The organism is Aureimonas sp. D3 (genome assembly GCF_001463805.1).
Taxonomy (GTDB): Bacteria; Pseudomonadota; Alphaproteobacteria; order Rhizobiales; family Rhizobiaceae; genus Aureimonas; species Aureimonas ureilytica_A.
This window is the reverse complement of record NZ_BBWM01000017.1, coordinates 17074-30787: the sequence shown is the minus strand read 5'-3', so window position 1 is coordinate 30787 and position 13714 is coordinate 17074. Positions and strand designations below refer to the sequence as shown.

Sequence of the window (13714 nt, the reverse complement as noted above, 5' to 3'; positions counted from 1 at the left end):
CTGACGCCGGTATTCCGTCTGAGATCGAGAGAACCATGAAGCCCGCCCGGCCTGCTCCTGTACCGCCGTCCAGCGCGACGCAGCGAATCACTGATCACGCCGAGCTTCTTTCGGCGCAGTTGCGCTCGATGCGAGATGCCATGTTTCCGCCGACAGCGCAGAAGAGTTTGCGCTCTTTCACATCTGGAGAAGTCGCCAAATTCGTCGGCGTGTCAGACGGTTACCTTCGTCAGCTCTCGCTCGATGGGCTCGGACCTGTCCCCAACTTATCCCCGGGTGGCCGGCGCTCTTATAGTCTCGCTCAGATGAACGAGCTTCGAACCTTCCTCTCCCAACATCGCCCCAAGGAAGCCCTCGGCTTCCTGCCGCGCCGTCGCGCGGGCGAGAAGCTGCAGGTCCTGGCCGTCGCCAACTTCAAGGGCGGCTCGGCCAAGACCACGACCTCGCTTTATCTTGCGCAATATCTGGCGCTTGCGGGTTACCGGGTTCTGGCTGTCGATCTCGATCCGCAGGCGTCCCTCTCCGCCATGTTCGGATATCAGCCCGAATTCGACATCGGGGAGAACGAAACGCTCTACGGCGCGATCCGCTACGACGACGAGCGCCGTCCGCTGACGGACATCATCCGCCGCACCTATTTCGACGGGATCGATCTCGTGCCCGGCAATCTCGAACTCATGGAGTTCGAGCACGAGACGCCGCGCGCGATGATGCGCGGCGATCGCGGACGCGACATGTTCTTTCGGCGGGTGTCCGGCGTCATCAACGAGGTCGAGGCCGACTATGATGTCGTGGTTATCGACTGCCCGCCGCAGCTCGGCTTTCTCACCGTCGGCGCGCTGAACGCAGCCACGGGGCTTCTGGTGACCATCCATCCGCAAATGGTGGACGTGGCCTCCATGAGCCAGTTCCTTCTGATGACGGCGGATCTGATGAGCGTGGTCGAAGATGCCGGCGGGCGGCTCGATCTCGACTTCGTTCGCTATGTCGTGACTCGGCACGATCCGAACGACGTGCCGGAATCGCAGATCGTGGCGCTGCTGCGCGGTCTCTTCCGAGAGGACGTGCTCGCCGCGACCGCATGGAAATCCACGGCCATCGCCAATGCCGGCCTCACCAAGCAATCGCTCTACGAGCTGGATCGCGGCTCCGTCGGCCGCGCCGCCTATGACCGCGCGCTGGAGAGCGTCAACGCGGTGAACGCCGAAGTCGAATCCTTGATCCAGGGAGCCTGGGGTCGATGAACAAACGCTCCAAATCGATCGCCTCGATCTTCGCCACGCGGCCGGACGCGGCCCCGTTGTCATCTGACAACGAAACGCGTCTGCCGCGCGTCTCGTCCGGCTCGGTGCGCTCCATGAAGGAGAGCTTCAGCCAGATCGAGCGCGAGAACGAGACGCTGCGCCAGAGCCTGTCGGAGGGCGCGCGCATCGTCGAGATCGATCCGTTCCTGATCGATCCCTCGCCCTATGCCGATCGCTATCCGGACGACGAGAACGCGGAATCCTTCGAGGCGCTCGTAACCTCGATGGCGGAGAACGGGCAGGAAGTGCCGGTGCTTCTGCGCACCCATCCGCTCGATGCCTCGCGCTTCCAGACGGCCTTCGGCCATCGCCGCGTTCGCGCCGCGCGCACGCTCAATCGCCCAGTGCGCGCCATCGTGCGTGAGATGGACGACGAGGCGCTGGCGCTGGCGCAGGGCATCGAAAACTCGGCGCGTCAGGATCTGACTTTCATTGAGCGGGCGGTGTTTGCCGCGCGGCTGGAGGAGGCCGGGCAAAGCCGGGCGGTGATCGGCCGGGCGCTCAGCGTCGACAAGGCCGAAGTGTCCAAGCTGATTGCCGTCGCGCGCTCCGTGCCCGAACCGATGTTGCGCCAGATCGGCCGCGCGCCCAAGGTTGGGCGCACGCGCTGGCAGGCGCTGGTCGAAGCGCTGAACGGGGAGGGGGCGATCCAGCGGGTCCAACGCCTGCTGTTCGATCCATCGCCTGGCCTCTCGTCCGACGAGCGCTTTGCCGCGGTGCTGGAAGCGGCCAAACGACGGCCGACGCCCGCCCCGGTGGAGCGCAGCATCATCGCCCATTCCGGGCGCCGGCTGGCCCAGCTTTCGGCCAAGGAGCGCGACACCAAGCTGGTGATCGATCGCGATCTCGGCCTCGGCTTTGCGGATTTCATCGCTCGCCATCTGCCCGATCTGTTCGATGCCTATGAGCGCGAGCAGGGCAATAGCGAGGCTTCGGCAGAAGCCGGCCCCTCGGAGGATCGGTCGTGACGCGGCGGCGCGGGGAGCGGAAGGGCAAGGTGATGTCATCTGCCAACGCGCCCCTGCGCCGCGCGGCGACGGATTCCAGCAAGGGCTGGGCTGACACAGGAATTGCGGCGGGGAGCGTGATGCGCGCCCGGCCGCATCGGATCGTCAACGAGGAGACGCCATAGGCAAAGAAAAAGGCCCCGAAGCGGGAGCCGCCGGAGCCTTCATCTGTATTCGTCGCTGTTTGCAGGTTTAGCTCTCTCCGATCTCATCGTCAAGCAGAAACGCGGCTTCCCGCCACGGGCTCGCTTTGCCTCGCGCAAGGAGAGAGACCATGTCGGAGGAACATTCCCGCACGCCCCTGAGCGTGCGAGGGTCGGCGCTTGCCCTTTTCAAAGGTCGAGCTGTCGAAACGATGGCGCTTGGCCCGATGAATGCATTCGAGGACGGGGAGGGCGCCGCGCTCCATCCCGACTTCCTCGCTCGTGCTGCGGTCTGGCGCGACCATAAGGCTGGCCTGATCTCGCTGGGTGAAGCACGCCGACGCTCGGAACTGATCGGGGCGGAACCGCCGCCACAGCGCCTTGCGACGTCAGCCAAGGCCCGCATTCAACACGCCCGCGCAAAGCCTGCGGCCGCGCCTCGCCATGCGCGCTCGGCGCCACGCGAAAGCCGGCAGTATTCCGGCGCGATGGCGACGACCGCCGCGCGCGACGACCGGCTGACGCCCCATGCCAAGGCCTTTCTCCAAGTGCTGCGCGCGCGCTGCGGCAAGTCGCGACAGACAGCCATTACCAAGGGAACGATGGGCGCGGTTATGGCCCGCTCCGCTCGCACGATCCGGCGCTACCTCGCCGACCTCGTGCGCTTCGGCTATATCCAGCTCGCCGTGCGACGCAACGCGCGTGGGCTGCATCTCGGCCTGACCGTCACGCTGACCGATCTCGTGATGCCCTTCTACGAAGACGCCAAGGGCCTCGCGCGCTGGCTCGCTGAGACGCCATCCGCCGCCGCTCTGCCGTTCAAGGCCGTGCTTTCGCCCGCTCAGACAGGGGTGACAGTCCTGTCATCCAATAACCAATCTCCAATGAATCTTTCTCTCATCCTCAGCCAAGGCAGCAAACCGACGGGCCTGTTGGCCAAAGAAGGGCTTGGGAGAGAAGGAAGAAAGGCGATCTTGCTGGCCAGATAAGCGGTTCATACGTCGCCATATGGCAGACGACGCCAGGGAAGAGGCATGATGCCTCATCTCATCGATGACTCACGTATTGCCAAAGCTGAGAGAAAAATCGAGCAAACAGGCAGTCATGCTCGCTTTTACGAGATGACGCCTTGCTGAAGCCTGAAAGCTCTCTATGTTGTAAGTTGAGGGAGCCGCATAAGCCTTCACGATCGATCCGCCAAGCTTTCAACGGCCGGGACGATTTCAAGCTCCAGAACCCGCACAGTCTTCGTTCCCGACCTCATGCTCCGGCCGTCACAGGCTAGGTCGATGCTTGTTGTCTTGCCGCCGTGATGTCTTCTTAAACATCGAACCCCTTCGCCGTCGAGCAATCGAGGTCGAGAACGGCAGCAGCGATTAAAAAAATGTCGCAGTGCGGGCCTTCAGAAAGACCTTCCCATGACCACATCCAACACAGCCCGCGCCAAGGCCAACAGCTTCTTCAAGCAGGGCAGCGCAAAACAGCCGGGGGCCACGACGTTCGAGTCCGTCACGCAGGCTGCCCAGGCGACACGGACCAAGGCCGCTCTTCTGCGCGAAGCCCGCCGCGAGCGCGACGATCAGGCCGCCATTCGCCTTCCCGATCTCACGCAGGCGACAAAGCGATGAGCGCGCCCTCGCTGCCCATCGATTTCGGGCTGCAGGCCGATGTCTTCTGGTCGCAGTCGGGACGCCGCCTCGCGCCGAAAGGGGCCATTCGCTATCGCCGCTTCGCTTCGTTGACCGAGGCCGTGCGCTTCGTCGTCCTGGATACCAGCGAGAAGCGCTTCCACTGCGCGATCGACACGCCGGATCATCGCTACGATGGGGCGGAGATCGACGCTCTCTATCGCAGCGCCGGATTTCCCAAGACGCAGGTTTTATGAGGATGGCCGGTCGCTGCCATACGGCTGCGCGAGCCTTCTGGAGCGGCTTGTTCTCAGCCGCGAGAAAGCCCGTCCCTCAGCCTTCGCTCTATGAGGTGAGACACGAGGGTGAGAAGAGCTGGGCCATTATCCTCTCATCCACTGGAAACATTCTGGTGGTGAACCGCAGACGCATGACGCAGATGCGCCGCGAAGACGCCGAACGGATGGTCGCGGTTCTCGACGGGGCCGATGGGGCGGATATGCTGGCGGTTGGGCCCTGACCGAGGCGTCGTCCTCAGCCCTCTCTGTGAATGGCCCTCGTTTCGGCGGGTAGGGGGATCACCGTCCCAGGAGAAGCAGGCGGCTAAAAAATTAAATTACAACAGACACTTACGGGAAATCAGACGCGCAAACGCCAAGCCCCGGCGGCAAACCGCAACGGCCCGACATTCGCGCGTGAGATAAGAGAGAAACGTCCGTGAGCTAAAGTCAGCTTCGCCAGCCCCAACGGTCGGCGAGGTCGAGGCAGGCGCGCCAGGATTCGACCGTGGCGGTGGTGCCGACATCGCGCAGCGAGGCGGCGGCCGTGGCATGGGCGAGGCGCAAGGCGTCGCCGACATCCCAGCCCTCGTGCAGCGCATAGACGAAGCCGGCGGCAAAGGCGTCGCCCGCCCCGTTCGCGCCCTTCACCTCCGATTGCGGCACGGAGACGGAGGGCCGGTGCGTGACCCCGCCGTTCCGCTCGAAGGCCAGCGCGCCGAGCGGGAAATGGATGGCGAGGGTCTGCATTGAGCCCTGTTCCATGACCCGCGCGCCCGCCGCCCGGCAGGCCTCGACATCCGTCGCGCCCTGCCGCGTCGTCACCGTTCCGGTGATCGCGCCGACCTCGAAATCATTGATCACGAGAAGGTCGAGCGCGCCGAGGCAAGGCTCGACAATGGCGCGCAGGCGCTCGGGCGCGATCTGGAGAAGCTCCAGATTGGTCTGGAGCCCAGCACGCCGCGCGGCCTTCAGCACATGGAGCCAGCCATTGGCCTCGCCCGCCCACGGCCCGTCCATCTTCGCGTGGATGCCGGGCAGGCCGAGATGCAGGATGCGCGCGGTGGAGGCGGAGAAGTCGAAATGCTCCGGCGAGAGCAAGGCGCTCGTGCCCTGATGGAAGAGATGCGTGCGCCGCCCGGTGGAGCGCACGCTGTAGGCGTCGGTGAAGTTGGTGCGCCCGCCCGGCACGACATGGAAGCCGGCAATGCCGATGCCCGCCTCCAGCGCCTGTCGGCGCAGGATCTCGCCATTCTCGTCATCCCCCACCACGCCGATCGTATCGACGGGCATGGCGGGGTCGAGGCGGCGAATGTCGATGCCGAAATTGCAGGCCGACCCGCCGCCTTCCACGTTTTCGGACAGGATCTCTACGACCATGTCCTCTTCCGGCCAGCGCTCGACCAGCTTGTTATGGTCGGCGCACCAGGTTCCGGCCGTCAGAAATCCTCGTCTTGCCGCCTCCATAAGAACTCAGGCTCCCATCTTGAGCGAGGGGTCGGTGACTTCCAGATCGTCTTCCAGAGACTTCTTGGAGCGGATGCCCTTCTTCTGGAGGGCGTCGTGATAGCGCTTGGTGGCCTCCTCGGAGGAGACGTCCTCTTCGATCACCAGGCGCATATGGCGCACGATCTCTTCGCAATCCTCGGCGAAAAAGATCTTGCGGCCGAAGAGCGCGACGCGCGCGCCGTATTTCTCGGCCTGCTTGACCATTTCCAGCGTGTCGCGTGTCGTAGACGAGGCCCCGCCCAGAATGCCGACGATGAGATTGCCGGGGTCGTAGGAGGCCAACTCTTCCGTGGCGCGCGGCCCGTTATAGACGACCTTCAGGAATTCCGGCCGGTCGATCGAGGAGACGCCGGCGAGGCACCGGGCGATCGCGTCATTGTTGTAGGTCGCGAAGTCAGAGCCGGAGGTCTTCACCTCGAATTGCGGATTGAAGACTTCGAGAAAGTGGCGCACACCCGCCGCCTGCGCTTCGTCGCGGAACTGGGCATAAGCGTCCAGCGAGCGGCGGTCCTGATCGAGATCGTTGAAGAAGGTGAGGGCGTAGAGGCCGAGATCGGCGACGGGTTTCACCCGGTCGAGCCGCGCGGTGCGGAAGGGCACGGTCGGCAGGTGCTTGTAGTTCGCCCCGCGCCAGTGCCAGATGTCGCTGCCATCGTTGAGGCGCACGGCGGCGGTCACGTCCGAGCCGTTATAGACGCCCTTCCTCGTCAGATATTCGGCCGAGGACAGCGAGGTCAGCATGATGTCGATGAGGCCGGAGGCAAGCATGCGCTCCATGCCGTCGCGATAGACCTGGAGCGGACGCATCCGCCCGGTCGGCTGCCCGTTGGCGTCGAGTTCCGGCCCGGCCGTGCCGGTGCCGAGCGCCATGTCGCCATCCTTGGCGTCGGCGATGATGAAGTCCTTCGGGGTGTAGGTTCCCTGGCGAACGCGGGTGAGCTTTTCGTCCATGCGCTTGGCGGCGAACATCGGAATGCCTTTCTGAGGAGGAGAGGGACGTGGGGGCCGTCAGGCGGCCAGGGCGTCCGTGGGAGGGGTGGCCGCGCCGGTCATGAAGGCGACGACGTCGGACATGGTGAAATCTTTGGGCCGGACCACGGCGAGGCGGCGGCCGAGACGGTGGATGTGGATGCGATCGGCCACTTCGAAGATGTGCGGCATGTTGTGGGACACGAGCACGACCGGCAGGCCGCGCCGCTTCACATCCAGAATGAGATCGAGAACCCGGCGGCTTTCCTTGACGCCGAGCGCGGCGGTCGGCTCGTCCATGATCACGACGCGGCCTCCGAAGGCGCAGGCCCGCGCCACGGCCACGCCCTGCCGCTGGCCGCCCGACAGGGTCTCGACCTTCTGATGAATGTCCTGAACCGTGGTAAGGCCGAGGCCGGCGAGCTGGCGGCGGGCCTCGGCTTCCATATGGGCGAGGTCGAGATGGCCGAAGAGGCGGCCAGCGAGGCCCTTCTGGCACACTTCGCGCCCCAGAAACAAGTTTTCCGCGATGGAGAGGGCAGGGGAGAGGGCGAGGTTCTGGAACACGCTTTCGATGCCGGCGCGCCGCGCGTCCATCGGCGTGCGGAAGCCGACCGGCTCGCCGTCGATCAGGATACGACCCGTGTCGGGCCGCACCGCGCCGGCCAGCGCGCGGATCATGGTGGATTTGCCCGCGCCATTGTCGCCGATCACGGCGAGGATCTCGTCCGGCTTCAGATCGAAATCCACCCCGTCCATGGCCACGACCCGGCCATAGCGCTTGCGCAAGCCCTGCGCTTCGAGGACGAAGCGGCTCATGCCGAGACCCTCCGGATCCACTGGTCGAGACCGACCGCGACGATGATGAGAAGGCCGACGGTGAATTCCTGCCAGAGCGCGTCGAGCCCCGCGAGCGCCAGACCGTTGCGGAACACGCCGACGATCAGCGCGCCGACCAGCGTGCCGACGATGGAGCCGCGCCCGCCGAAAAGCGACGTCCCCCCGATCACGACGGCGGTGATGGAGTCGAGATTGGCCGAGCCGCCCGAGGTCGGGCTGATGGCTCCGATGCGCCCGATCAGCACCCAGGCGCCGAGCGCGCAGATGAGGCCCGAGATCGCATAGACCGAGAGAAGCGTGCGCTTGGCGTCGATGCCGGCCAGACGCGCGGCTTCCGGATCGTCTCCCACGGCATAGACATGGCGGCCGAAAGCGGTGCGGTTCAGCATGTACCAGACGGCGGCCGCGATCACGAGCATGAGCACCGTGCCAACGGTGAAGCGCGCGCCGGCCACGGTCACGGCCGCGCCCGTCCATTGCAGGAGCGGCGCTTCGCTCGCCACGACCTGCGAGCGGATGGTCTGGCTGCCGGAGACGTAAAGGAACAGCGCGCCGAAGACGCTCCAGGTGCCGAGCGTCACGATGAAGGGCGGCAGGCGCAGATAGGTGACGAGCACGCCGTTGATCGCCCCGCAGCCGAAACCGACGAGCAGCGCCGCCGCGAAGGCGGCCTCCTGCGGCATCCCGAACGAGACGGCCAGATGCCCCATGACGATGGTGCACAGGATCATGATCGCGCCGACAGACAGGTCGATGCCCGCCGTCAGGATCACCAGCGTCTGCGCGATGCCGAGAACCGCGATGATCGTCACCTGCTGGAGGATCAGCGACAGGTTGAAAGGCTGGAAGAAGCGCGAGCCCACGATCAGGCTGAAGACGACAAGCCCGACGCCCAGCACCACGAAGGGCACGATGGTCGGGTAGCGATGCAGGAGATGTTGCAGCCGGCGGAGCGGCGTGCGGCCCGCCTCCTCGAACTGCGCGAAGCCCTCGCTCGCGGCGGCGGGCGCGGGGGAACCCTCGGAAGCACTCATTGGGAAGCACTCATTCGCTCGGGTCTCCTGACGGAGGGGAGGGGAAAGGGCCGGGCGGCACGGGGGCCGCCCGGCGGCCGACGCGTGGGCCTTGGACGCTGGGAGCCGGGCAAGGCGCGCCGGCGAGAGAAGAAAACGGCGTGAGGCGGTGGCGGCTGCGGCGGACTGGCGGTCGGCTCGGCGTCGGACCTTGCGATCTGACCGCCTCGCGAGCGACGGTCGAAACCTCGCCGGGGCCGTCTCTCGGCGTGTTGGCCGCAGGGCGGACGGGCGAGCCTGGCGCCTCGTCGCCCGCCGGGGCCGTTACCGAGCGCTCCTTGCGCGATGCACAGGCAGCGCTCGGGTCGGACGGCGTTACGACGCTCTCAGCCCCAGCACTTCTTCAAGGCTTCGGCGGAGGTGATCGAGTCGAGACCCTGCACCGGCTTGTCGGTGACGAGCGTCACGCCCGTGTTGAAGAAGTCGAGGCCCGGCGTCGGCGCGGGCTTCGTGCCGGACTTCTTGAACTCCACGATCGCCTCGACGCCCTTGGAGGCCATGAGGAGCGGATATTGCATGGAGGTCGCGCCGATGACGCCGGCCTTGACGTTCTCGACGCCGGGGCAGCCGCCATCGACCGAGGTGATGAGGACGCCGCCTTCCTTGCCTGCCGCCTTCAGCGCCTCATAGGCGCCGGCGGCCGTCGGCTCGTTGATCGTGTAGACGACGGAGAGGTCCGGGTCCTTCTGGAGCAGCGTCTCCATGCCCGTGCGCCCGCCCTCTTCGGAGCCGTTGCCCCAGTAATGGCCGACAATGCGCTTGTCGTCCTCGTCGAGATAGCGGCTGGGGTCCTTCACGTCGATGCCGAAGCCCTTCATGAAGCCCTGGTCGCGCGCCACGTCGACGGTCGGCTGGCTCTCGATCGCGTCGAGGAACGCGACCTGCGCGCTCTTGGGGTCTTTCACGGTCTTGGCCGCCCATTGGCCGATCAGCTCGCCGGCCTTCACATTGTCGGTGGCGAAGGTCGCGTCGGCGGCATTGGCGGGGTCGAGCGGGGTGTCGAGCGCGATCACCAGGATGCCGGCCTTGCGCGCCTGCTCCACCACGGGAACGATGGCTTTCGTGTCGCTGGCGGCGAGCAGAATGCCGCTGACGCCCGACGAGATCAGGTTCTCGATGGCCGTGACCTGCGTGTCGTTGTCGCCGTCGAACTTGCCGGCGAAGCTTTGCAGCTCGACGCCGAGTTCCTTGGCTTTCGCTTCCGCGCCCTCCTTCATCTTGGCGAAGAAGGGGTTGGCGTCGGTCTTGGTGACGATGCCGATCTTGATCGGGTCCGCCGCGCTGGCGCCCACGGTCAGGCCGAGACCGATCAGGGCCGCGCCGGCCATGAGACCGACGAGACGGCGCGCGCGCGAATGGTTCGATGAAAAGCTCAAGTCTTCCTCCCCAGGATGACGGACGCGCGCCAGCGCCGAGAGGCCCGCATGGGCGCGTCCCCGGCCTGCCCCTGACCGGCGGGCAGGCATGCCGTCTGCGATGTCGGGGCTTGGCCCGCGCTTGTGTTCGCGCGGGGACAGGCCCTGTCTCTGTGATGTCGCCGCACGGCCGCGAGGCGAGGCGAACCCGCCGCGTTCGGACATGCTGATGGGGTGGGGCATCCGCCATCGTGGCGGGCGCCCGGCCGTTGGTCCTCCGGCGGCGAGGGGCTCGCCGCTATGCTCCGGCGCTCTTGTCGGGCCGGTTCGCGCTGCCGCCGTCCGAAGACGCCGGCTGGTATAACAAGATGTTAGGATCGGTTGCCGAACGATTGCAAGCGTCTTTTGTCTAGATTCAGACAAAAGCATGTTGCGCCGCACTGGCTGACGGATTGTCACTGGCGCGACGCCGCCTCCGATTGCATAGTCGAGGGCCTCAACGGCGCATGGCCCTGTTTTGGAAAGACGGATTCTGAGCCTCGCAGCCCCACTGTCCGACACATCGCTCGCCAGTCTCAGCGCCTGCGGCTCGGTTCTCAGGACGGTCGCGGCGGCCGGGGAGGGGATCTCGCGCGCGGCCTTGGCCGAGGCGACGAACCTTTCTCGCATGACCCTGGCGCAGCGCCTGTCGGCGCTTCAGGCCGCCGGCCTCGTGCGCGAGGAGGGAAGCGCCGTTCCGAGCGGCGGGCGGCCGACGCGGCTGCTCGGCCTCGACCCCGGTGCGGGCGTGCTCCTCACCGCCGACATGGGCGAGACGCATATGCGCCTCGCCGTCACCGACCTTTCTCCCGCCGTTCTGATCCAGGAGCTGGTGCCCTTCCGCATCGCGGACGGGCCGGAGGCGGCGATGGAGCGGCTCGCCATGGGCTTCGGCCGGCTTCTGGCCGATCTCGGCGGGCGGCGCTTCGTCGCCGCGGTCGGCCTCAGCCTGCCCGCGCCGGTGGATCATCGCCTCGGGCGCGTCTATGGCCCCTCGATCCTCACCGGCTGGGACGATTTCCCTTTGGGAGACTGGCTGCGTGTGCGCTACGACGCGCCGGTGGCGGCCGAGAACGACGTCAACCTTCTGGCCATCTTCGAGCATCGCCGGCTGCCCGAACGGCCGGACGATTTCCTCTTCGTGAAGATGGGCACGGGCATCGGCTCGGGGATTGTCGCCAATGGCCGGCTTCAGCGCGGCGCGCGCGGCGCGTCGGGCGATATCGGCCATATGCAGTTTCTGGAGCCCGGCGCGCCGCTCTGCCGCTGCGGAAAGATCGGCTGTTTCGAGGCGCGCGCCGCCGGCTGGGCCCTGGCGCGCGACTTGCGCGCCCAAGGGCTGGAGGCGCGCGACGCGCGCGACGTGATCGCCCATGTCGAGGCCGGGCGGCCGGAGGCTCTCGCGCTGGTGGAGGCGGCGGGGGCCGCAGCCGGCGAGGCGCTCGGCCATGTCGTCGCGGTGCTGAACCCCGAACGCATCGTCATCGGCGGCACACTGGCGCGGGCGGGTGAAGTTCTTCTGCGGCCGATCCGCGAGACGGTGGCCCGGCGCTGCCTGCCGCTCGCCGTGCGCGATCTCACCATCACGGCGGCGCTGCCCGAGCCCGAAGCCTCGCTGATCGGCGCGGCACATTGCGCGCGCGAGCTGGCGCTGAGTTCTGCCGGGGTCGACCCGTTCCTCGCCCGCTATCGGCAATGGCTGGAAGCGGCCTGACACGTTTCCCCAGAACGATTTCGTTTCCAGCGAATCGGGTTGGCCGCTGACAACTCGATTCGCCGAAACGGGCCGCGCGCTCAATCCTGAAAGAACAACGCCTCCAGCGCGGGATAGAGTTCGGGCGAGGCGACGACGAGCGCGTTGCCGTTCCAGAGGCCGTCATCGGCCAGGAAGTCGTTCGACTGGCCACCCGCCGCCTCGATGACCGCCAGCGCGCCCAGGCAATCCCAGGAATTGATGTGCCGCTCGACATAGCCAACGAGCAGACCCGCCGCGAGATAGGCGAGCGAGAGCGCGCCCGAGCCGTCGCGGTAGAACATGCCGCCGGCCTTCAAGAGACGCTCGAAGGCGGGCAGGAAGGTTTCGGGCGGAAGGCGGGTGGAATAGCCGGCGGCGACCAGTCCTTCCTTCACCGAGCCCGCGCTTTTGACGCGGATCGGGCGGCCGTTGAGCTGGGCCTCATGGCCCTCGCCGCCGGTGAACAGTTCGTCGCGCGCCGGGGCGTAGACGAAGCCCATGCGGTTCTTGCCCCCTTGCACGAAGGCGATGGAGACGCACCAGCTCGACATGCCGCTCACGAAAGGCTGCGTGCCGTCGATCGGGTCCACCACCCAGATGCCCTGATCCCCGGCGAACTCCGTGCGCCCGGTTTCCTCGCCGAGGAACGCGTCCTGCGGAAAGGCGTCTGCGATGCGCTCGCGGATCATGGTTTCGACGCCGACATCGGCCTCGCTCGCCATATCCTGCAAGCCCTTGGAGCGGATGGTGAGGCTTTCGAGCCGGCGGAAATAGTCGAGCGCGAGCGCGCCGGCCTCGCGCACCAGAGCTTCGGCGAAGACAAAGCGCGCGTCGAGTTCGGAAGGCGTCATGAAGATTGTGTCCGTTGCGGGAGGATGAGGAGAACGAGACGAAGCGGCGCTCAGCCGTCCTTCCAGAGCCAGGCGGCACCGCGTACGCCGCTGGCATCGCCGTGCCGCGATGGGACGACCGGCGTATGGAAGACGGTGGAGAACGTATAGCGCGCGATCATGGGCGGCAGCTCGTCATAAAGCTCGGGCACGTTGGACATGCCCCCGCCCATGACGAAAATATCGGGGTCGAGCGCGTTGACGACGACGGACAAGCCGCGCGCCACGCGGTCCACATAGCGGGTCCAGAGCAGGCCGGCGAGCCGGTCTCCGCCGCGCTTCATCGCCATGATCTCGGCGGCCTTGCGCTCGGTGCCCGTATGGAGAGCGAACTCCGCCTCGAAGGCGCGGCCCGAGACCCAGGTTTCCAGGCAGCCATGCTTGCCGCAATAGCAGGGGCGGCCGGGAAGCTCGGACTGGTTCGGGAAGGGCAGGGGGTTGTGACCCCATTCGCCGCCCGAATTGTTCGGCCCGTGATGGGCGCGCCCGCCGACCGCGATGCCCGCGCCCGCGCCGCTGCCCAGGATCACCGCGAAGACGACATTGTGCCCCGCGCCCGCGCCGTCCACCGCTTCGGACGCGGCCAAGCAGTCGGCGTCGTTCTCGACGCGCACCTCGCGCCCCAGCCGCTCGGTCAGGTCCTTTTCCACCGGGCGGCCGAGCAGCCAGGTGGAACTCGCGCCCTTGCCGAGGCGTGATTTCGGCTCCAGCGAGCCGGGAATGCCGATGCCGATCGTGCCGCGCTGGCCCGTCTTCTCTTCCATGGCGGCGATGATCGCGCCGATCATGTCGATGCAGCCGAGATAATCATGGCGCGGCGTGTCGCGCCGCTCGCGCGCCAGCTCGGTGCCATCGGGCAGGAGAGCGACGCCCTCGATCTTCGTGCCGCCCCAGTCGATGCCGATCAACATGCGCCTGCCCCACCTCCCCGGTTCGAGCCGGCT

14 protein-coding genes are annotated in these 13714 nt (G+C 66.7%); 7 read left to right on the top strand and 7 right to left on the bottom strand.

Features of this window, described 5'->3' with window-relative positions; genetic code table 11:
• The first annotated feature begins 35 nt into the window (after positions 1-35).
• From repA to AUL36_RS05125, 6 genes are all read left to right on the top strand, one after another.
• Complete coding sequence (gene repA / locus AUL36_RS05145) at positions 36-1244, top strand: plasmid partitioning protein RepA (protein ID WP_058633972.1); 1209 nt, start codon at positions 36-38, stop codon at positions 1242-1244.
• Entirely contained in the window at positions 1241-2272 is a 1032-nt protein-coding gene (repB, locus tag AUL36_RS05140) for a plasmid partitioning protein RepB (protein ID WP_062218669.1), read from the top strand. The genes repA and repB overlap by 4 nt, the downstream gene beginning before the upstream one ends.
• A 32-nt stretch (positions 2273-2304) precedes the next feature.
• On the top strand, positions 2305-2436 hold the full coding sequence (locus tag AUL36_RS24810; RefSeq protein ID WP_280137976.1) for a hypothetical protein: 132 nt from the start codon (positions 2305-2307) through the stop codon (positions 2434-2436).
• A 245-nt stretch (positions 2437-2681) separates the two neighbouring features.
• Entirely contained in the window at positions 2682-3443 is a 762-nt protein-coding gene (locus AUL36_RS05135; RefSeq protein WP_156418265.1) for a helix-turn-helix domain-containing protein, read from the top strand.
• A 429-nt stretch (positions 3444-3872) separates the two neighbouring features.
• Positions 3873-4082 carry a hypothetical protein gene (locus tag AUL36_RS05130; RefSeq protein ID WP_058601434.1) on the top strand — a complete coding sequence of 70 codons (210 nt, stop codon included), beginning with the start codon at positions 3873-3875 and terminating at the stop codon, positions 4080-4082.
• A complete protein-coding gene (locus tag AUL36_RS05125) occupies positions 4079-4339 on the top strand; it encodes a hypothetical protein (RefSeq protein ID WP_062218665.1) in 261 nt (86 codons plus the stop codon). The genes AUL36_RS05130 and AUL36_RS05125 overlap by 4 nt, the downstream gene beginning before the upstream one ends.
• A 471-nt stretch (positions 4340-4810) precedes the next feature.
• On the opposite strand, the gene AUL36_RS05115 is transcribed toward AUL36_RS05125, so the two are convergent.
• The 5 genes from AUL36_RS05115 to AUL36_RS05095 form a co-directional block, all read right to left on the bottom strand.
• A complete protein-coding gene (locus tag AUL36_RS05115) occupies positions 4811-5827 on the bottom strand; it encodes a carbohydrate kinase family protein (RefSeq protein WP_062218661.1) in 1017 nt (338 codons plus the stop codon).
• Positions 5828-5833: 6 nt separating this feature from the next.
• Entirely contained in the window at positions 5834-6838 is a 1005-nt protein-coding gene (locus tag AUL36_RS05110) for a hypothetical protein (RefSeq protein WP_058633978.1), read from the bottom strand.
• Positions 6839-6877: 39 nt separating this feature from the next.
• On the bottom strand, positions 6878-7657 hold the full coding sequence (locus AUL36_RS05105) for an ATP-binding cassette domain-containing protein (protein WP_062218659.1): 780 nt from the start codon (positions 7655-7657) through the stop codon (positions 6878-6880).
• Entirely contained in the window at positions 7654-8712 is a 1059-nt protein-coding gene (locus AUL36_RS05100) for an ABC transporter permease (RefSeq protein ID WP_062218657.1), read from the bottom strand. The genes AUL36_RS05105 and AUL36_RS05100 overlap by 4 nt, the downstream gene beginning before the upstream one ends.
• Before the next feature lie 365 nt (positions 8713-9077).
• Positions 9078-10079: a sugar ABC transporter substrate-binding protein gene (locus tag AUL36_RS05095; RefSeq protein WP_062218696.1), complete on the bottom strand. Its 1002-nt coding sequence runs from the start codon at positions 10077-10079 to the stop codon at positions 9078-9080.
• 544 nt (positions 10080-10623) lie between these two features.
• On the opposite strand from AUL36_RS05095, the gene AUL36_RS05090 reads away from it, so the two are divergent.
• Entirely contained in the window at positions 10624-11859 is a 1236-nt protein-coding gene (locus tag AUL36_RS05090; RefSeq protein ID WP_156418264.1) for an ROK family transcriptional regulator, read from the top strand.
• 80 nt (positions 11860-11939) lie between these two features.
• On the opposite strand, the gene AUL36_RS05085 is transcribed toward AUL36_RS05090, so the two are convergent.
• Complete coding sequence (locus AUL36_RS05085; protein ID WP_082655582.1) at positions 11940-12731, bottom strand: inositol monophosphatase family protein; 792 nt, start codon at positions 12729-12731, stop codon at positions 11940-11942.
• Between the two features lie 50 nt (positions 12732-12781).
• On the bottom strand, positions 12782-13681 hold the full coding sequence (locus tag AUL36_RS05080) for an ROK family protein (protein WP_062218655.1): 900 nt from the start codon (positions 13679-13681) through the stop codon (positions 12782-12784).
• Positions 13682-13714 lie beyond the last annotated feature (33 nt).

Coding starts and splice junctions, on each gene's coding strand:
- AUL36_RS05125 (WP_062218665.1), top strand. CDS start 4,079: ATGAGCGCGCCCTCGCTGCCCATCGATTTCGGGCTGCAGGCCGATGTC.
- AUL36_RS05110 (WP_058633978.1), bottom strand. CDS start 6,838: ATGTTCGCCGCCAAGCGCATGGACGAAAAGCTCACCCGCGTTCGCCAG.
- AUL36_RS05105 (WP_062218659.1), bottom strand. CDS start 7,657: ATGAGCCGCTTCGTCCTCGAAGCGCAGGGCTTGCGCAAGCGCTATGGC.
- AUL36_RS05130 (WP_058601434.1), top strand. CDS start 3,873: ATGACCACATCCAACACAGCCCGCGCCAAGGCCAACAGCTTCTTCAAG.
- repA (WP_058633972.1), top strand. CDS start 36: ATGAAGCCCGCCCGGCCTGCTCCTGTACCGCCGTCCAGCGCGACGCAG.
- AUL36_RS05080 (WP_062218655.1), bottom strand. CDS start 13,681: ATGTTGATCGGCATCGACTGGGGCGGCACGAAGATCGAGGGCGTCGCT.
- AUL36_RS05100 (WP_062218657.1), bottom strand. CDS start 8,712: ATGAGTGCTTCCGAGGGTTCCCCCGCGCCCGCCGCCGCGAGCGAGGGC.
- AUL36_RS05095 (WP_062218696.1), bottom strand. CDS start 10,079: ATGGCCGGCGCGGCCCTGATCGGTCTCGGCCTGACCGTGGGCGCCAGC.
- repB (WP_062218669.1), top strand. CDS start 1,241: ATGAACAAACGCTCCAAATCGATCGCCTCGATCTTCGCCACGCGGCCG.
- AUL36_RS05115 (WP_062218661.1), bottom strand. CDS start 5,827: ATGGAGGCGGCAAGACGAGGATTTCTGACGGCCGGAACCTGGTGCGCC.
- AUL36_RS05085 (WP_082655582.1), bottom strand. CDS start 12,731: ATGACGCCTTCCGAACTCGACGCGCGCTTTGTCTTCGCCGAAGCTCTG.
- AUL36_RS24810 (WP_280137976.1), top strand. CDS start 2,305: ATGTCATCTGCCAACGCGCCCCTGCGCCGCGCGGCGACGGATTCCAGC.
- AUL36_RS05135 (WP_156418265.1), top strand. CDS start 2,682: ATGAATGCATTCGAGGACGGGGAGGGCGCCGCGCTCCATCCCGACTTC.